Consider the following 18,844-nt stretch of genomic DNA (forward strand, 5'->3'; position numbering starts at 1 on the left):
CGTTACGCAGCGAGCCTGGAGAGTGTCTAGAAAATCCGGGGCGATTCAAGCACCCAAAAATCCAATCCAGTTATAAACTCAATTTCTTTTAATTCTAAGAGCAGCAACGTTAACCGTGTTCGTTAAAATGTTAACCTGCGGTGAGACGATCAAATCTTAGGCTTCATCGATGGTGCTGCACCCTCGACTACCACGAGTTTGGTATGCAGAGCCCCGCAAACCCACCGAACGACCTGGCATGCAATGATTGAAACCTTGCCCGCCAAGGGTTTGGTTGGCCAGCGTGAGCTGTTCGATGTGGAATAAATGGTGAGCGCGGCTAAGTAGCACGTCGTGGAATAACTAAAAGACTCCCCTATCCGATACTGCGGCGCGTCCTTCTATGACGGGTGCTGAGTGGAACAAAAATCTCGGACGCATCAGCCGATCAACTTACTATGACGTTAGCTCACGATATGGGCATGACGGCAAGTTTTGTCCGAATGCGGTGAAGCGCAGCTGGCTTTTAATACGTCCGACGCGATTGCAACAATCAACGGGCTCACGCTGGTCATACTCGATGGACGACGGTATGACGTGTTGGAGACTCTGCGCATGGTCGAGGGCGTTACCTACGTGCCGATCGACGATCCCGACCTGTACCGCGCGCTGGTTGATTCTGCCCAGCTCGCCCAGGAGAGTCACAACCTGCGTACTTTCGAAAAAGCACGGCCACTGCTTGAACTGGCGAACTTCTGCACCTGCCCGACCTACCTTGATCACTTCGGTCAGCGCGACGACTGCCCAATCTGCAGCGGAAACGGGTTTGTAACGAAGCCAGCAGTCACGGGTCTATCCTGAATACACAGCCGGAGGGAGCAATCATATGCGGACGCCTATCCCAGTACCGGGGCATACACGACTTCGTCGCAGCGTTAAGCATCCCTAACTCCCTGATCAGCAATGCCGGTGACCAGCCGTTCGAACGCTACAACGCGGCCCCGACGACTCAGCTCGCCCTCTTTCACCGTGATGGTGAATACCTACGCGCTGACATGGTTCGTTGGGGCTGGCGCCCACACTGGGCTAAAGACCGCGCCGCGCCGATCAATGCTCGGGTGGAGAAAGTTGCCCATGGCCCATTTTTTAAAGCCATCTGGCCACACCGCGCAATCCTCGCAATCGACAATTGGTTTGAGTGGGTTTATGAAGGTGGAGCGAAAAAAAGCCCTACCTGATCCGCCATTGTGACCAGACGCCCATCCTATGTGCAGCTATTGGGCAGTATCCCATCGGAGAACATGAGCCTAGTGAGCATGACGGCTTTGTCATCATCACCGCCGACAGCGCCGGCGGCATGGTGGATATCCATGACCGGCGGCCAGTCGCGCTATCACCAGAGCTCGCCCGGGACTGGCTGGATCCAGGCACGCCTTAGGAGCGTGCCGAACAGATAGTGCTGCTTCAGGGCGAGCCGACCGAGGTGTTCGAATGGTACCCGGGGGACCGGGCTGTAGGGAATGTGCGTAATCGGGGGCGAGAACTGATCGATCAAGTAGGGGATTTAGAACGCGGCCAAACACCTCGACTGCAAAATACGTAGCAACGCCGCCCTAAAGCATCGCCCGGCCGGGGTCGAACTGGTCGCGCTTCGTCACCATAACCTCAACATGGAGATCAATACTGACGGAATCATCTTCTGCTCAGCATGTGTCAGGGCGCAATCCCGCGCGGACGCAGTTCACCGGCTGTGGCTTTGGCACCACCTTGGACGACAATGAAAGCGAACCATCAGGCATCAGTTTTAGGTTCGCGGCAGCCGTCCTGCCTAGCTCACGATAAGCCCAGAAAAGATATGTACTGGCACTAAAGCCTGCACCCGAAGTAGTCAGTTGCGGAAAGTACATCAGGCCGTCTTCACGTACGACACTTCCAGCGTTATGACCATAGTAGGCGGTCACAATGCAACTGACCGGATGCTCGCGTGTCTCGCAGCTTTTTGCATTGAATGCTTGCCGAACAGCGTTTTGATCCCACCCCAGTTTGATTAGCCAGATGCGAGTCGGAGGCAGTCCACTATCTGCTGGCCAGGTGACTTTTCCAGACACTACCGGATTGAGCCAGGCGGAGGTGTTGTAGGCCTTGTCTCTAGCATGCCCCCCCACATTGCACACCTCGTCCAGCCGCGGAAGCTCTTCTGAGAATGTCAGAGTGATCCGCTCACTGCTGAGCATGCTACGGAGCTTGCATAGGTCTGCCATGCGCCCTTCGACGTCCTCTGCGGCATCGACCAAGATGATGTCCCGGGCACCACGGCGCAGCAGACTATATACCCCCAAGTTCTCCGAGTGACCACCATCGCTGAGCCGGAAGCGTTTTGGGGAATCCTGGAACTTGTTGTCGACTGTCACACCCCATTCAGCGAGCGGGAACAGATAGTTGCGTGCGGACCAAGTCTGCGCATATTTCTCGCCAGCCCCCTGAGCATCCACTGCAGCTGCTGAAGCACGAACTGCTGTTCCCATGTCTTCAATGGACAGCTTTCCGTTACGCATGTAACCGGTTAATTCAGACCCTTGGCCAAAAGGAGTGATTTCAAATATGCGGCTCTGATCTGTCCCCATACCTTGTGGAGCATTGGTAGTGTTGAGAATCCATAGGGGCAATTTCCCAATCCCCTTATCGGCATAGAGCGTCCGAAGGTCCTGCCAATGTGCTTTGGTGGGGTCCAGATGCCAATCCGAGGTTTGTGGTTTACCACCCGTATCGTTTGTGTAACTGAAGTCCTGATCGGCACGAGTACGGGGATTGGGGTTTAAGGCCCACGCTCTTTCAACCCCGTACTGGTAAGCCGAGGGCACCGCACCCGTTTTGATCAACGCAGAAACGAGCACCTCACCGAGACTGGTGAATGCTAGTTTGATCGTTTCAGACCATGGGGCTCCTTGCCTATCACCCGTAGGGATTGTCTCGGAGTAACGGAAAGTGTCAGGCCAACGGGAAAGGTGCACCTGCCATCGATAAGGATCCCCGCTTTTAAAATGCCTACTCCCTTGGCAAGGCTCCATTTTCTGGAACCCATCGTTGCCTTGTCCTGCCATTTGCAGAGCCTTCCAAATTTTGTACCTGGTGTCGTAACTAGACTCACCTGGCATAGGCGCTTTTTGCCACCAGAGAGGGACGCAATCCTCGAACATGGCTTGATAGGGAATATGTACTTTCTGTAGTTCCATACGTTTGGTGTAATACCAGAGTGCGGTATAGCTACCTCCCGATACGGATGAAATGGCATCGAGCTTCTCGAGTACACCGCTATCATTCAGTCCCTGCAGCACCCCATGGGCAAACATGGCTGCACGCGTTCCACCACCAGATAGTGCCAGTCCGATTACCAAAGGTTTATTGCCCTGCGGTTCTGAGGAAAAATCTTTGCTAAATGTATTTTCTGTGGTCTCAGAAAGCGGTCGCATTGGTGAAATGCCAGGAGCCCGTGTTACCCGTCCATCCTCCCACTGCTGGGGTACAGAGCTACAACTCGCAAGCAATCCGGCCGTCCCCAGAAAGACAAATTGGCACACGAAAGCGCTCATCATCCTTTTCATGTTGTCGTTCCTTGGTTCATATTTGTGAGCACAGCAAAAGCTGTCCGGCAGATTATAGCCACCTGCCACTATCCCGCTCTCCGTTTTACCCTCTTTGGGCCAAAGCCTTGCAAGCATCTTTAGGTCTATTCCCCGGTCGTGAAACACACTGATCGGGATCAAATGCTTTACGCGGTACATCACGTAGCCCGTTCGATATTCATGCTGCCATCACCCAGAACTATTGGTTCCTCACTGAAACCCGAAAACCCAGAAACAAGACCGCCTCTGTCCGACATGCATTTCTGGCGAAGGGTCTCGCTTTATCTAACGTTGCGTACGTATAAAGAATGATAGCCACTGGACATTCACCAACCAGCGTCTAAAGTTCAAAATAATTCAGAATGAATATAGAATTTTCATGAATCACTAAACTTATGGTAACTCCGCCTAAAAGCCCCCATTACCGCAACATCCATATGCAAGCATGCAGCATTACTCATCCTAACAATATTTGGTCTATCCCCATCATCACATAGAAAGATTGAACCGTCTTTTATTAAGCTCTCACATACCGCTGAGGAGATTAGCGTGAAGAAAATTTATCCTTTCGTTGCAGTTTTGGGTCTCGCTGGCTGTGAAAACATTGAGATTCAGTACACATCACCTGCAAATCAAGGCGACTTCGCTGCTATTGAATCGCAAGCTAATGATCACTATGAGCTTTTTGTCCTCCCTAAGACATATATTCTCGTATCACCTGTGCAGCCTGAAACTGACAAGAAGGCTGATGCAGCCGGCGAGACCAGCAGCAACAAAAAGCCAGGTACTGCGGTCGTCAAGCCGACCGCCAAAGTGAGTGGTAACGCTGCGAAGGACAAGAAAACTGTTGCAACTACAACGACTGCTCCCGACAACAACCAAGCCTCATCCCCGACGCTCCACAACGGCCTCGCGACGGCAATCATTGATGGGATGAGATGGGAAGCCAAAGTCGTCCAACTACCAGACGATGGTCGTGTAATGGCAGTGAAGGGGGTCTCTGGCTTCTGGAAGTCGACCACTATTGGAATCACAAAGTATCAGAACACCGATCTTGTCTCATCCGTGAGCAGTACCGCTGAAAACCTTGTCCCTAAACGCGTTGGACAAGTCGCCTCAGTAGTAGCAACCGCTATCCAAATTAGCGCGCTCGTAGGAGGCGTGAATGCGCAGCAGAGCAAAGCAACGGTTCTTGAACCTTTTGTCATTGAAGTCCCGGCAGGTCCAAACAGCTCAGGAAGCATCAACGAGGAATGGACATACTCATTTAAGTATGACAACCCAACGCCTCCTCCAGGAACCGTACTCTTCCAAGACTTCATGGACAAAGCAATGAACCGTAAGGTCTCATACTGGCCAGTACCGGCGTGCAGAAGTGCAACACTCCAAATTGGCACAGAGTTTAGTGACGTGCACCCAGCTTTTCATGTAACGGTATCCTCTCCGGAGGTCGTGCGGCTGCAACCTCTTCCAGTAAAAGGCAAGATTGAGCTGGGTTCAATCTGTGGCGCGACGATGTCAGGCACCGCCATTGCAGATAACTTTGCGACATTTTCCGACGACCTCCAATCTATTCAGCAGGCTATCAAAACGATCAGAGATGCTAAGGGCTCAGTGGCTACGAAGGAGGGATCGGAGAAAGTAAAAACGACTCCACCAGCTAAAAAGTGAAGATCTGCTTCACCTGTAAACCTACTAACTAGCGTTCAATTCTCCGTGGTAAGTAAGGCCACACTGGACATGTCGATGCGATGGGACAAATTGACTCCAGGAATGAAAGCATCACTTCTCGTCGCCTTAAGTGCTGCTATCAGTCCTACAGAATCCTCTGAATCGACAACGCCTCAAACGGAAGCGGCGGTTGTCTTTCAAGCTTTCGCTGAGCGCGGCACGGACGGTAAAGTGCAGCTTATTAACGGTGTCAAAGCAGAACGAAAGGATTGGCCTACGATCCTGAATGCTCGTCTGTCTGCTAAAGATGAAGATCCTCCCGCGACCTGTACAGGTGTGCTTGTTGGCCCTGGCGTCTTCCTGACAGCAGCGCATTGCTTTGACTCAGGCCCAGGCAAACCGGTTCGCTCCGACATATCTTTTGAGGTCGGTGGACAAAAGCTACCCGTTTCCTGCGTGATCTCCGAGGAATACTCGAAGGCTATTAAGGATGAGGTGTGGGACTTCGTACGCCCAAGAGTCAGCCAGGACTATGCTTTATGCAGCTTCAAAGTACCTAATGTGCTGCCGGAAGTCTTGAGCGGATTACTCTATGAAAATATCGATAGCTCGGACGCCCTCGTACCAGGCATCTCTATTCTGATGACAGGATTTGGATGCTCGAATGCAGCGATTCTTGTCAAGCCCAAAGGCGACCTGAAGCTTGATGGATTGTTGCGTATCGGAGACGCAACAATCCATTCTGGAAGAAGCGATGGAAACGGGTTGCTGAATCAATTTGCAAGTATCAGGTCCCCGTTGAACAGTGCACCAGCTCTATGTGCAGGCGATTCGGGAGGGCCGCTGTTTTCTGGCGCTACGACGACCAATCAGACCCAGCCTCGAAAAGTACGTGCGGTTAACTCCAGCATTCAGATTGTGTCCACAGAGAATTCCGAACAAATCGCCATTTCGCGCGTGGCCCCCCTTGCAACCGACTCTTTCAGAAAATTTGTAAACATCTGGCTTACTACTCATAAACAAAACGTCATCTGCGGGCTCAATAGCAAGCCAGGGTTTCTACCATGCCGAAATTAACTTGCCGCCCTACTCACCTGATATTCAAACGGTTAATCCTCGTCGCTTGGGCGACGTTTTGCGGTAACACTCTTGCGGGAGATGAACCCTCTGGTCAAACGAAACAAACCTTCGCCTTCCGAGCCGCCGGACCGGTGCCTGACGACTTTCTGAAAACATTCATGACACTGGTCGACACAAAAACATTATCGAAATCAAATTATCCAGATCTCAATCAACTGACCGCAACCCAAATTATATCTGTGCTGTGCGGTTCATTCAGATCCGCGTATTGGGATCAACTACGTGAGATAAACAGCTCAATCAAATTGCCCCATGCCCCAGACATGGTCATTGGAGAAGCCGCCTATCAAGTGAAGTGGCCCGCCTGTGTCTTTGTGAATACAAAACCGACATTCAAATATGTAGTTAAACAAGGAGATACCGCCTCGGGTGTGTATGAGTTTCTCACCGGGACACCCGGTGAGAGTCACACGATCGAGCAGTACTTCAAGACTTCGGGCATTCCAAATCTGGACAAGATCAAACCCGGACAGAAGCTGATTCCTAACCACATCACTGCAACGACAATTGTCAAAGCATCTTTTTCACCCGACGAGTTCCGGTCCACGCTTCGCTCAAGCGCAACAACTCGCCCCGCCTTATCAACCGTCAAGTTCTCGGTTTCTCCTGCTCAACCAACTACACCCTCAGCGGAAAATCGCCAACTACAACCTCGATTTGAAATTGCTGCAGGGCGAATCGAGTCTGCCGTATCGGAAACCTACGAAAACCCGCCCGAATGCACAGCCCCATCGGCTCCTAACCAGCCTTTCAACACCTTGTGGTTATTCAACGCTTACAAGGACTCGATGGAAGCGGTCAAGCTGCTTAATTTGGATCAGGTTCCGACCAAAGTCACTATCGCCGACAATGGCTTCTTTGGTGCGAATGTCATTTCAGGCAACATCATTTTTGGATCGCATTTCCCTGCGCGTTTTTTCACGACCAGTCAGGTAGCTGGCGCGGGTATCATTGGACCAATGACAACTACTACTGATGGGAAAATTCACCCGATAAATTATCTGAACGGGAGACATGCCGCGACCATCGTCAGTGGCCACGGAACACACATTGCCGGGCTGGTTCTGGGAGGGGCCGATTTCCAGCCGTACTTATCTATTTTCGACCGTTCCGAAGGGGTATCTTGGTTGCGGCTCTGGATTGTGAACATCGGCGACGGCGGTGAGACGCTTATCCCCAACTCGACAAGTGAATTGAATCAGCAAATCAATCTTTTGAAGGACAACATCGTCAACCTCAGCATTGAGTATGAGGAGCCCACCGGGGTTGGTTTAAATGCCGTCTTCGTACGCCTGACTGACTCTTCCACTAACAACCTGTTCGTAGTCTCAGCAGGAAACGATGGAAACCCCGATCTGTCTGATGTTCCCTACTATCCCGCATCACTTGGTGGGACATCACAGCGCAATGTCATAACCGTTGCCGCGCATAGACCGAATGGAGAATTGGCGACTTTCAGTAACCGCGGCGCCAGCAGTGTGGACTTGGCTGCCCCAGGTTGCGATCTATCATCATGGCTGGACGATAGTGGAAAAGTTTCGAAAGTCAGCGGAACATCCCAAGCCGCAGCGCTCGTTACCTTTGCAGCTACGTTGTTAAGATCACTGGGTGACTTGTTACCAGTCGAAATTAAAAACAGATTGATGATCAGCGGCGATTTGTTAAAAAAAGTTTCTCCCTCCAATTCAAAACCAAAGTCCGTGGCGTCCGTCCCCGATCCAAGCGAGATTCTATCTAGGTCAAAGCTTAATATTGTCCGTGCGCTTTACATATTTGACGATTATCTAAAATATACGTCCCTTGAAGATGGCACCGTCCATGAAGTATTAGGCATATTCCAAGGGATGGCCGGCATCAGCTGTTCAAAACCATTTGATCGAGATAATCTTTGGGCGATCAAAGCTTCGGAGGAAGGGTTATGGCTATACAAAGGAAAAAAATCCCCTCTGCAGGTAGTTCAAGCTCCCTGTCTTGCCTCTGCATCAAGTGATGCTCTAATTGAAATAAAAATTAGAGCTGAACTTAATAGTAAAGGTGTTCCTATCCCAGTAAGCGGGGGCCCTATCCGCACTGTGCGCATCAGTGAACTTAACCAACTGGTCACAGCAAGCAGACCGTATAGACATTCACTTTGATGCCCTGTCGCCGATAAACGTTATCTTTAATTTATCCTAATAAGCACTGCTGTACTGAGTTTAATTAGACAAGAAATGATAAGGAGGGAGGTGTATACCTTGAGTCCAAGGTAAATAACCAGGCACGGCTTCCAGCGGCCTTGCTGTCAAACAAACGATTTACCTACTCACTATCCAGATCTGGCCAGTCAATCGTATAGTTCCGGCTCATCACCTCTCCCGCATCACCCAGTCAGAATCACCTAGCACGCTCTCGTGTGGCACTCCCTTTCCCCACGCCTATTAATCTGCTGCACCACAGCCATTACGTTTTCACCTGCGATGGCCTTAAGGCGCACACAGGCAGATCCAGTCTCAGGTAACGATCGCCTATTAGCTGATTATCGCTAATGGCGGCCGGATAAAAGACGTTTGCGGACTACTGCCTTTTACGATTCCCAGAGCATCCCCGCAGAAATCATGCTTTCAGTGCTTAACTGGGCAGGTCGAACGTCAGTACTGTGCAACTAAGGCATTATTCAACGAGAGTGAATACGCCAGACCAACGCGGCCCGGCGAAATATAAACTTTGCGTCAGTTATTTTCAGAAGTCATCCCAATTCCATCCTCGTCGGCGTCCTCGATGACATCCTCAATGACGTCCACGGCCGCTATACCCAGAACAAAGTCCGTTCCCCAGCGTGTATTGATCCAGTCCACCAGCACTCCACGCCGCTTTGCGCACTCCTCGGCACGCCAATCTTCATCTAGAGCCAGCCTTCTTTCTTGTCGGATGTCCGAATTGCTGTAGCTATTGCCTTTGCCAGCGCTGCCTTTCTTGCGCGGAAAATCGAAATTCTGGTAGTTCGAGTTGTTGTGTGTGAGCACGAGGTTGCCTATGTCATGAAGGTACAGTTCCCTCTCGTCACGACTCCATAGATCTGTCCAATAGGAGTTCTCTTCTGGAGTTTGCGGAAGAATGTGCTCAATGGTTGAGTCCTTCAGATCCTCCCACGCCAGCTTAGCCGTATTATCTTTACCTTCGACCTCCAAGAGGTAAAGTTCATACTCATACAAGGTGTATTTCAACAGGGTCCTGTAGCCGTACCAGTTCTCTGGCGTTGCATTCCCAGCAATGAAGGAATGGTCCGAAGAATAGTAGCGAGCCAGACCGTAAATGGAAGCGATCACCCGGATGATCTCTTTGGCGTCACCGAAAACGTCATAGCCCCAATGGTTGAATCTCGACTTACCAGCATTACCGCGGCGGCCATCGTAGAGAAAAACACGATAGGCGTAATGCTCAAGGGCTTTCAGCAGTTCGATGTAGTCCTCGTCTTTCAAGCTGCAATCTTGCCTGTGCTTGCGAGCAGCAACCATCAGCGGCAGGAAATTTGCGATGTTTCCGGTGCGGTGGATCTTGGTTAGCCACTTCAATTCGTCCGACGAAGTGTTACTGGCTGTAGGGCTGGTAATACAAGCGTAATGACGAGAAACCTCCGCAAGCCCCTCGGCAAAAGTACAAATAAACTCTCTTGTCTCTTCCAACGAACGTCGGGAGAAATCCCTCAGCGGAATGTACTGACTGTCTTTAAATCCGTTGTAACCGACCCAATTTTTTGGTGTATGCGAGCAGTACAAGATCCACGCAATGCGTAGACATTGGTCCTCGTTGCCCGAGCAGGTACCTAAATTTGTATAGGTGGTTTTCCAACTCCGATTCAGTATGTGCGTCAACGACTCGCTCGTTCCGCCAACATGTCCGTTTCGTGAGGCCCAATGCATAAGGTAATTTTTCAGTAATTCCAGAACGGAAAGATCCTTACCCCGAGAGTTCATCAGCTCGAAGGTCATCCCAATTTCACATTCCTCCTCGATCGTGTAGAACGTGAAATGCAGCTTCCCTGTCAGCGCTATGTAAAGCTCTTTCAGATAGACAACAGACTCGTCTTTGCGCTTGTCGAGCTGCGAATTCAAATGCTGTTTGAAATAATCGTGGGCCTGAACAAGCCTTTTTCCGTGCGGGGTCAGCACCTCTGTGTTGGGATGTCCAGTCTTCAGAAGGTCGTAGAAAATGTGCTGAGTGTCATTGTTAAGTTCAAGTTTTCAGCGGCCATCGGCGTATAAATAATCTGGGATCTCCCGTTCGTATTCTAGCTGACCGTGCTCACTCAACTTGCGAAGGATCAGCGACAGGTACAAGCAGGTGGTGGTCAAGCGTTGCTGACCGTCAACCACATCCACCACTTTCAAGCGACGGGTGCCATAGTTGACTACCTCAGCGTCACGGCCGGCATAAATCACCACGGTTCCGGTGTAATGGCCGTGTACCTTCTCGTCAACAAGCGCATCAACATCCTGGACGAAATCATTCCACTGTTTCTCTACCCACGCATAACCACGCTGGTAGTCTGGTATTTTATATAGCGACTCTGAAAACAAAGTGGTCAGTGTTTTTTTATGCATGTCTACGTGTCCCTACCAGCGCAATAAAGTAGACGCCTATTCCAGTCGAATTCGGCGAGGTTAATTTTCTGATCTATCAGCACGGCCTCTGGCAGTGGTTTCGCCCCCCCTTGCCAATGCAACCATCTATCCCGCTCAGCAGCCTGAAAATCCAGTTTGCTGTAACAAAGATGCGGAAATACTCGGTCGCTTCCATCAAAACCCACCTAGCAGTCATTAGGGTTCAAGGCTGGTGATCTGTTGAAGGAAATGTTGTGCCAATCAATGACATCGATACCCACTTTTCAGGGATGGCATCGTACACGCGCATTCGGGATGTCGGCTTAAGCCGTTCACGCAGATCGCAGAGCATGGAAGCTCCTTTTATGTCATCAACTCATCAAGATTACGGAGTAAACACTCGAGCCTTAAAGCCTTTGGGAGGGGGAATCCGTGTCTCTGTATGGGAGCAGGATTCAGCATCATCTCGATGATAATCTGAACACCCAAAAAATTGCTTACCAGTCCCACGAGGCACCATCCTACCCCCCGTCAATGGACACAGCGCAACCCATCCCCCACAAATCTTTTTACAGACTAAGTAACGCCCCGACTTATGCATCGGCGCCAGGCAATCCGGACATGCAGTCTCGGTATGCTTGCAACGCGGAGAATTCGAACAGAAGAAAAATGACTCACGGCCATTTTTCTTCGCCCTCAATGTCAGCTCCCCTGTCTGACACACTGGGCAAGCCGGTCCCGGCGCAGACACAGCTGTTAATTCGCCAAACTCTTCGAGTTCAACATCATATTTAGCGTCAAGGAGCTCTTTGATAAAACTGGAGCCCCTCCCCTTACTGGCCACAAGATAAACACGCCGCTTGGCCCTGGTCAGCGCCACATAAAACAAGCGCCGCTCTTCGGCATGAGCGAATGATTCACGGGGCGGTAAAAGCGCCTCCAACAGAGGATGACTTGCCTTCTGGGGAGGCATTCCAAACTTACCCGCCTTATTGCCTAGCACCACAATGTAGTCTGCCTCCTGTCCCTTCGAGGTGTGGATGCTGTAGGTCTTGATCGTCAACTGCGGGTAGCTGCTACTCAAATGCTTGAGCTTTGCCTTGTCCGGCAGCAGGAAATTAAATCGGGCCAAAATGTAGACCACCGACCCAGGCTTAGCCCGCGCAGCAATCTTGGTCAAAACATGTGGTAGCGCCTCAACGTCATCCAGCTCAGTCCGGAACAGCGAAACCGCCGGCGAATCCTCCACCGTATGAGTGTGGATATCCTTCTTCAACTGCGCCGGATTGCGCATCACGAACCGGCTGGCCACTGCATTGATTCTGTCGTTGAAGCGGAAAGTCTTATCCAACGCACTGATGACGGTCGCACCAAAGAACGCTTCAAATTCCGAGGTAAGACGGATGTCACTGCCAGCGAATCGATAAATCGACTGCCAGTCGTCCCCCACGCAAAATAGCGAGCCATTAGGCTGAGACCGTCGAAGTGCTTTGACTAAACGAGCTCTTGGTTCGGAGATGTCCTGGTACTCATCTACCAGCACAAAGCGCCACGGAGCCTTGAAGTCCCCCTGCTCCGCCAGGCGTACAGCCTTCACGATCATGTCATCGAAATCGATTTGCCCCTTACCTTCCAGGTCATCCTGATAACGCTGATAAACAGGCATCAATAACTCCAGCGCCGCCCGCATCTGATCTGGGGATGGTGCCGCGTTGATACGAGCCTCCAGATCGACCTTAGCCAGATCCGCGGCCTTGTAGCCCGTCAGTAGCTTTTCCAGCAAGTCGGCAAACTCAGTGACAACCCCGAACTCGCGAAGTGTCGCCAACATGACTTCATCAGGCAGAGGGTTGAAGCTCACACCGGCCGCGAGCAGGCGCTGCTCCAGTAACGGAAGTAGGAGACCTTCCTGCTGCTCAAAGTGGAACGTTTCGATCAACCGTGTCTGATGCTGCTTGTGCAATTCACGCTTCCAGGCCATCGCCTGGTGATAAGCCTTTCGGTCGACGTAAGGTGCCGTATTGCCGCGGCGGTCCGTACCAAAGTGTTCGATGTAGAGATCGAACGCTGGTAGGTAAAAATCGGGATGGTAGTCCCGGCGTTCAGCCGTGCGGGTGGACACCTTGTAGCGGGATTCGTACTGGTACTCCACCCCCATCTTGAACAGGAAATTAGCAATGCGGCACTCGGCCATGCTTTTTACCAGCTCACCCTTTAGGGTTCTGACCTCATGTTCTGCCAGGTAAGCGAAGTACTCACCCAGAGAGGCAAATTCGAATGGGTTCTTGATCAGAAACAGGTAGTTCTCGAAATACTGCAACAGTCGCTTACGGTAGCCCGGCTCAGACTGAAAGTCTTCGAAGGTCAATTGAATGAAACGCTTGCGTGCGGACTTGTCCTCAGCCATTGGCGTGAGAGACGGCTGCCCCAGCATGTCCTTACCCAGAGAGTGAAACGTCGACGCCTTGATGCCTTTGATGCCGACGCGCGCTTCTAGCCGCTCACGCATTTCATCCGCGGCATCCTTCCCATAGGCCAATAGCAGAATGTCCTCAGGCTGTGCCTGACCGCTGCGGACCAGAAAGGCGACGCGCCCCATGGTTGTGCTGGTCTTGCCCGTCCCTGCTCCTGCGAGCACCAGGTTGTTATCTTCGTCCACGATACAGGCGAGACGCTGGTTGAGCGTGAGAGGCATGGACTCGATGGTGTCGAACAACTCGGCGTGCTCGACGAGGCTGAGCTTCACATATTGCTTACGCCAACGACGCAAGCATCTCTCTCCGTCACGAACCCACGACCAAGCCCGGGCCAGAATCTTGCGCTCAGGTCCTGAGAGAACACCCAACCCCCTGGCAGGCAGCGCTGGCCATTGCTTGGATTGCTTGACCAACGAGGCATGCAGGAGTGTCCATTGCGAGCGACGGCAGTAACCAAATGCTTGGACACTGTTGTAGAAAGCATTCAGGGTCTCGGCAATGGCCAACACACGGTTGCCGTACCATTCACGTAACGCCGCGCGCCAGATGTCATCCGCACGCTTGACGCCCCATCCAATGGCCTTTAATTGGCAAGAGGGTAACGTCAACGTCAAACAAGAAAATCCCAACCAGCGATTGAGTTGGGGCGGTTTGGGCATTCCGGCCACTAGGATCTTTGATGTCTGCCCTGTCCAATCAACGGCGATCAATCCATTGGAGGCAATGTCTAAAGACGCGCAGGTAGAACCTAACCATTTCGCCAAGCGAAAACTCTGAAAAGCTCCCTGACTCATTGGAACATCCCGCTATACCAGCACTGCAAAGTGGCAGCTGCTGCCTTCGTCCGAGTCATGCAGGTTCATTCCTTGTACCGATCCAAATCAAGGCACATACCAGTGCCATTACATGGCCATTATCGCATATTGCGTACTGGCACTGACAGGTTAGGATCGTTATCGATGGCTGCGTACTGATTACACCGGAGCCATCATGCGGTCGGCCAAGTATCGAGCCAGCAGGAAACCTAGCTGCACCGGACGTCGCGGAGATTGATAACCCGCTAAGTTTCCAAGGCCAATATTTCGATGCGGAGACAAATCTCCTTTTTACCCCTCATAGCTATTACAGCCCGAGCACCCTGTGATAAACGTGGCCCTCTCCTTAATACTTTCTCTTGATAGCCATTCGCCATTTTGTGCGTTTGCCACATGACTCATCGTCTACTAGCATCCAAGCATGCATTGACGCCCCGCAGGCTGGACGTCCGTTGTTCTCCGTACTGCTTGGCATTGACAGAATTCCAGTGAGCGCGCGTGCTCGCTGACGAAAGAGTCCCACCATATCGGGCCGATATGTTCGACCCGATATGGTTTGACTGCATCAGCCCTGAGCAGCCCCGACGAGTCGCGCCGGGTGGGCAGTATTCTGCTGGGTGATGGACATCTGCCATCCATCAACCCCAAAGGAGACCATCATGCCCATACAAGCTCTCCTGAAGAAGGGTTCCGAAGATCCATACGTCATCATTGCGCAGCAGCAGCTTATTGCGTTGGGGTATGGCCTACCGCGCTTTGGTGCCGACGGTGTGTTGGGCGATGAGACCCTGTCCGCTTACGGCACCTTCCTGGTATCACAAGGGCTTAGCTCACCTACGGATGAGCGTCCGAAGTCCATCACGCCCGCTGGCGCCGCATCCCTTGATATGGCTTTTGCGGCTTTGGACCACGGTGGGCCCACCGCGAACATTATCGATGAGCGAGCCAACCACCCTCATGCGGGACGCTCGGTAGACTCGCCGTACCGGCCCTGGTCGAAAATCACGGCCGTGGTCCTGCATCAGACGGCGACCAACATTGGCGAAAAGCCCGCGAGGTGGCATAGCGTACCCATTCACTTCTGCATCACCCGGACTGGCAAGGTCATTCAGCTCTATGACCTGACTGAAGTTTGCAACCACGCCAACGGACTTAACCGGCGCAGTGTCGGCATCGAGATAGATGGGTGGTATGCAGGTATCGAGGGGCAGCCCAAAACGCTGTGGCAACCCAAGAACCTGAGCACTCCCAGGCAACCCATGGATCTGCCTGCTGTACAGGCTAACGCTGCCAAGGCGACCGTGCAGTGGATCGTGGACACAGTGGCGGCTAATGGCGGAATGCTGACCCACATTCATCCACATCGGCAATCCAGTAAGGATCGACAGTCTGATCCGGGCTCGCTGATCTGGCAGACCATAGGCTTGTGGGCCCAAAACACATTGGGGCTGTCTGACGGAGGAGCAGAATTCACCGTGGGTAACGGGCGAACTATTCCCCAGGCTTGGGATGGCCGGTACACGGACAATCGCTATTGACCTCACTCCCCGAGAAACAGGCCAATAGCTGCCTATCGTGAAGGACAGCAATCGGCCCAAAGCTGACACTGATGCCGACCCAACGGTTAGCTGCGTAGATTATCAGTGCGCTTTGGACCGGCACCATCTTCCGAAGGGCTACTGCGGGATGCGCAACGACGTGGTGAATCTCCGGATTACCTCAAGCAGTCCTGCGATACCAAACAGCAAAAACATCTGTGTTACACCGCCCACATCATAAAAAGCCCCGCTAATGCATGGCTCTTCGATCCAATTCCAGTATTGCTGACTTATCCCGGAAACTTTGGCGGCATGCCTCTACAATCTATCGGTTTCAGGGGCGTCAAACTTTACCGTCAAGGTCAAAAGGTACTCTTCGCTGGACTGAGCGCTGGCCAAGTAGCTTACCGTCAGTCCAAGTCCCTTGGTTGGCAGGTTGAGCTTGGCCACTACGCCCAAGGTACGCTTCGACTCGCTCGACAGGCTGATCGTCACCTTCTGCTCAAGAATCTGGTTGTCTTCATCAGCGCACTGCTCGACCAGGCTGCGCATCACCACGTCGCCCCAGAGCTGTTTGTCGCGCAAGTACTTTTCGGCGGCCTCGGTGTTGGGCTTGCCTCCGCGAAATGAGGTATTGATAGAAAACTTTCTGGCTAGTGAACTGCTCGCCTTGTTTTCAACCTTGACATCGAGGTTGGCGATAGGAGCTTTACCGTTCAACTCGTAGACTTCGGACGAGGAGTCCTTGCTGACCTCGACTTGCTCAACGGTAACGTCCCGAGCCCCCAGGTATTGGCAGAGCCGTGAAAAGTGCCGAAGTTTCTCTATGGCGAACTGATCGGTTGCCTGGCTCAGGTCCACATAGGCGTTGCGGTCATACGGGCTCTGCAAGAGCACCGCGCCTGGCCGCAGCAGGTCGGCATCGATAATGTTCTGCAGCGCCTGGCTATCCGGCTCATCGGCCGCCATGGGGTACTGTACGATGTGAGACTGGGGATCGAATAGAAACCCCTTGGCCTCTGGCTCAAGGTCGTACAAACACTCATTGATCGTGTTTTCATCCAACACCAGCATGACCCTGCGCGCGCCATGGTCCAGCGGAATCCTGCCTGTTGTCACATTGCTCCCCTTGCGCGCGGTGCGCGTGTCCTGTTCGTTCACTTGCCGAAATTCTTCAATGCCGCCAGCACGCGGTTGAGCCACGCTGCCCACTCGCGCTGCAGAAGTGCTATCGCCAGGGCTATCAAGCTCTGGCTCGACTGCTTTTTTGCGAGTAGTTCAAGCGCCTCCCGCGCGGCCAACCGTTTGGGCTCGGAAAAGCTGCGCCCGATGGCGGTAGCGAACCGCTCAAGCGACGCCCACACCGTATCGACACCACTCGCTCCTGAACCATGCTCGGTATCTTGCTCGACCCAGCACACCACTGGTGCCAACCGGCCCGCATGGTCGCGCTCCTCTGTGACGACTTGTAATACCGCTGCGTTGCCTTTGACGAACAGCTTCACACCATCTTGTGCGAACAGGACGGTGCCTTCCGCACTGATGCTGGCCATTCCGGAATACGTTTGTTCCCGGATTGGGCTGCCAAGCTCCGCACCATGCTCCGCCAGGCGCAAATGGTCCGAAGAACTGTTGTCCAGTGCTTGAGCCTGAAAGACCTTCGCGTGCATCATGCTGTCACCGTTTTGATCAACGTAGCGACGAGTTTGGCCGCCTGGTCTCGATTCACAAGACTGCCGAGGATGATTGGCGGCCGATGGCTGAGTTTCGACAGGCCCGCGTCGAGGTTGAGTTTGACAAAGCGATCACGGAAATGCCCCAAACCGGACACTGGTGTGGCGACGTACGTCGGGTCGAGATCCATATGCGTAACGAGCACGATCAGTTTGGGTTGGGGAGCCCGTGCCTTGTTCCAGCTTTCGAGCTTTTCGAGGTCGCGCCTGATGCGTTGCTGATTCACCTTTTGAGAGTTGACCAGATACAGGACGATGTCAGCTTCATCATGCAGTGCTTTCCATTCCTCGATTGCATCATGCCCACCGGGAACGTCTCGGGTCTCTTTCAGGTCCAGTTTCAGGTCACCCATCGCAAACCGTTTTCCTTCGACTTTCTCGGTCAGCACGGTTTGCATGTATTCGTCGGGAACCTCGCCACTGGCAAGGAACTTCAATAGAACTGTCTTGCCGACATTCCGCTCTCCCAACACCGCCACGCGCTTACCTTTGAGGCTGATGATCAGGCTCTCCCAGACATCTTTGATTTCGTAACGCTTCCAATAAGCGGCGCCAGCCGCGACCACAGCTGCGGCAGCAGCAACGAACAGTCTCTCCCAACCCATACGAACAATCCCTGTGTGTCGTGTTCTCGAGTGCCCAGCGTTGCGGCCCATTTGCTCATTGCGCGTGCGTAAGCATGGAGAGGCTATCGGCCATTAAGTGCTGTACTTAAGTAAGCTTTCGGGGAGTACGCTTTGCGAAGGTCATACGGAAGACCACTGAAGCGGCAGCAACTGGCCGTTAGCTACCTCTCACGAAAGGCAGCCATGGGTCAACTGCGGCCCTTCGCGACAGGCAGCAATCAACCAAAAGCAGTCATTCAGTTTCTACAAAACCTGGGGCGATTCACACAGCGGCGCGGCCTGTCTCAGGCTTGATTACAGCGGTGCAGCAATATGCTGTATCGCAGGCAAATTGGAGCGAACGCACACATTTCTCTCATTAGGATTAACGTTTCACGGCAACATAGCCCCTATTAATAGCGAACTGCCTTCATGCGCAACTTGTTGCGCACTCCTCGCCTAGAAAGGTCCTTGCGAGGCGCTGATCGCCCGGCCAGCCTGGCCTCCAGCCGAGTGCGCAAGAAGTTGCGCAGTGGTGCGCAAGTTCTTGCGCACATTCCTTCGTGTCGCTGATCGAACATCCTTTCAAGGCTCTAAAAACAATCGCAAGCACCTGATTTACATAGCCTTATCCATTTCTGGCACGGACCTTGATAACAGTCAGGCACCCACCGGGCGATACC

General features: G+C 52.6%; 12 protein-coding genes and 1 pseudogene. 6 read left to right on the forward strand and 7 right to left on the reverse strand.

What is annotated here, in order from left to right; translation table 11 throughout:
* Window positions 1-474 precede the first annotated feature (474 nt).
* Together K0F88_RS32755 and K0F88_RS31545 are read left to right on the forward strand one after the other, a co-directional pair.
* Complete coding sequence (locus K0F88_RS32755; RefSeq protein ID WP_257605420.1) at window positions 475-840, forward strand: hypothetical protein; 366 nt, start codon at window positions 475-477, stop codon at window positions 838-840.
* Window positions 841-863: 23 nt separating this feature from the next.
* Window positions 864-1,582: pseudogene (locus K0F88_RS31545) on the forward strand (SOS response-associated peptidase family protein).
* A gap of 100 nt (window positions 1,583-1,682) precedes the next feature.
* On the opposite strand, the gene K0F88_RS31550 reads toward K0F88_RS31545, so the two are convergent.
* Window positions 1,683-3,581 carry a patatin-like phospholipase family protein gene (locus K0F88_RS31550; protein WP_257605421.1) on the reverse strand — a complete coding sequence of 633 codons (1,899 nt, stop codon included), beginning with the start codon at window positions 3,579-3,581 and terminating at the stop codon, window positions 1,683-1,685.
* 570 nt (window positions 3,582-4,151) lie between these two features.
* On the opposite strand from K0F88_RS31550, the gene K0F88_RS31555 reads away from it, so the two are divergent.
* From K0F88_RS31555 to K0F88_RS31565, 3 genes are all read left to right on the forward strand, one after another.
* Entirely contained in the window at window positions 4,152-5,273 is a 1,122-nt protein-coding gene (locus K0F88_RS31555) for a hypothetical protein (protein ID WP_219097814.1), read from the forward strand.
* Window positions 5,274-5,348: 75 nt separating this feature from the next.
* Window positions 5,349-6,350 (forward strand): trypsin-like serine protease, encoded by a 1,002-nt coding sequence (locus tag K0F88_RS31560; RefSeq protein WP_219097815.1) that lies wholly within the window; start codon window positions 5,349-5,351, stop codon window positions 6,348-6,350.
* A complete protein-coding gene (locus K0F88_RS31565) occupies window positions 6,338-8,548 on the forward strand; it encodes a S8 family serine peptidase (protein WP_219097816.1) in 2,211 nt (736 codons plus the stop codon). Before K0F88_RS31560 ends, K0F88_RS31565 begins: the two co-directional genes overlap by 13 nt.
* Window positions 8,549-9,121: 573 nt before the next feature.
* Here K0F88_RS31565 and K0F88_RS31570 read toward each other — a convergent pair.
* The 3 genes from K0F88_RS31570 to K0F88_RS31580 all read right to left on the reverse strand — a co-directional run bounded on the left by K0F88_RS31570 (window position 9,122) and on the right by K0F88_RS31580 (window position 14,264).
* Window positions 9,122-10,561: an HNH endonuclease family protein gene (locus K0F88_RS31570; protein ID WP_219097817.1), complete on the reverse strand. Its 1,440-nt coding sequence runs from the start codon at window positions 10,559-10,561 to the stop codon at window positions 9,122-9,124.
* Between the two features lie 72 nt (window positions 10,562-10,633).
* Complete coding sequence (locus K0F88_RS31575) at window positions 10,634-10,993, reverse strand: DUF262 domain-containing protein (RefSeq protein ID WP_219097818.1); 360 nt, start codon at window positions 10,991-10,993, stop codon at window positions 10,634-10,636.
* Window positions 10,994-11,378: 385 nt separating this feature from the next.
* Window positions 11,379-14,264: a UvrD-helicase domain-containing protein gene (locus tag K0F88_RS31580; protein WP_219097819.1), complete on the reverse strand. Its 2,886-nt coding sequence runs from the start codon at window positions 14,262-14,264 to the stop codon at window positions 11,379-11,381.
* 680 nt (window positions 14,265-14,944) lie between these two features.
* Between K0F88_RS31580 and K0F88_RS31585 the strand changes: the two genes are divergently transcribed.
* On the forward strand, window positions 14,945-15,823 hold the full coding sequence (locus tag K0F88_RS31585; protein ID WP_219097820.1) for a peptidoglycan recognition family protein: 879 nt from the start codon (window positions 14,945-14,947) through the stop codon (window positions 15,821-15,823).
* 318 nt (window positions 15,824-16,141) lie between these two features.
* Here the strand turns inward: K0F88_RS31585 and K0F88_RS31590 are convergent, their stop codons facing one another.
* Genes K0F88_RS31590 through K0F88_RS31600 form a run of 3 tightly spaced genes read right to left on the reverse strand, consistent with a single transcriptional unit; the run spans window position 16,142 to window position 18,161 of the window.
* On the reverse strand, window positions 16,142-17,026 hold the full coding sequence (locus K0F88_RS31590) for a hypothetical protein (RefSeq protein WP_219097821.1): 885 nt from the start codon (window positions 17,024-17,026) through the stop codon (window positions 16,142-16,144).
* Window positions 16,981-17,496, reverse strand: a complete 516-nt coding sequence (locus K0F88_RS31595; RefSeq protein ID WP_219097822.1) for a hypothetical protein — start codon at window positions 17,494-17,496, stop codon at window positions 16,981-16,983. The genes K0F88_RS31590 and K0F88_RS31595 overlap by 46 nt, the downstream gene beginning before the upstream one ends.
* Complete coding sequence (locus K0F88_RS31600) at window positions 17,493-18,161, reverse strand: GTPase domain-containing protein (protein ID WP_219097823.1); 669 nt, start codon at window positions 18,159-18,161, stop codon at window positions 17,493-17,495. Before K0F88_RS31600 ends, K0F88_RS31595 begins: the two co-directional genes overlap by 4 nt.
* Window positions 18,162-18,844 lie beyond the last annotated feature (683 nt).

This window comes from Pseudomonas sp. UMAB-40, assembly GCF_900095275.1.
Lineage (GTDB): Bacteria > Pseudomonadota > Gammaproteobacteria > Pseudomonadales > Pseudomonadaceae > Aquipseudomonas > Aquipseudomonas mandelii_B.

Bases quoted from the DNA above. Each gene is read 5' to 3' on its own strand.
- K0F88_RS31550 (WP_257605421.1), bottom strand. From the start codon at position 3,581: ATGAAAAGGATGATGAGCGCTTTCGTGTGCCAATTTGTCTTTCTGGGG.
- K0F88_RS31560 (WP_219097815.1), top strand. From the start codon at position 5,349: ATGCGATGGGACAAATTGACTCCAGGAATGAAAGCATCACTTCTCGTC.
- K0F88_RS31565 (WP_219097816.1), top strand. From the start codon at position 6,338: ATGCCGAAATTAACTTGCCGCCCTACTCACCTGATATTCAAACGGTTA.
- K0F88_RS31575 (WP_219097818.1), bottom strand. From the start codon at position 10,993: ATGCATAAAAAAACACTGACCACTTTGTTTTCAGAGTCGCTATATAAA.
- K0F88_RS31580 (WP_219097819.1), bottom strand. From the start codon at position 14,264: ATGAGTCAGGGAGCTTTTCAGAGTTTTCGCTTGGCGAAATGGTTAGGT.
- K0F88_RS31585 (WP_219097820.1), top strand. From the start codon at position 14,945: ATGCCCATACAAGCTCTCCTGAAGAAGGGTTCCGAAGATCCATACGTC.
- K0F88_RS31595 (WP_219097822.1), bottom strand. From the start codon at position 17,496: ATGATGCACGCGAAGGTCTTTCAGGCTCAAGCACTGGACAACAGTTCT.
- K0F88_RS31600 (WP_219097823.1), bottom strand. From the start codon at position 18,161: ATGGGTTGGGAGAGACTGTTCGTTGCTGCTGCCGCAGCTGTGGTCGCG.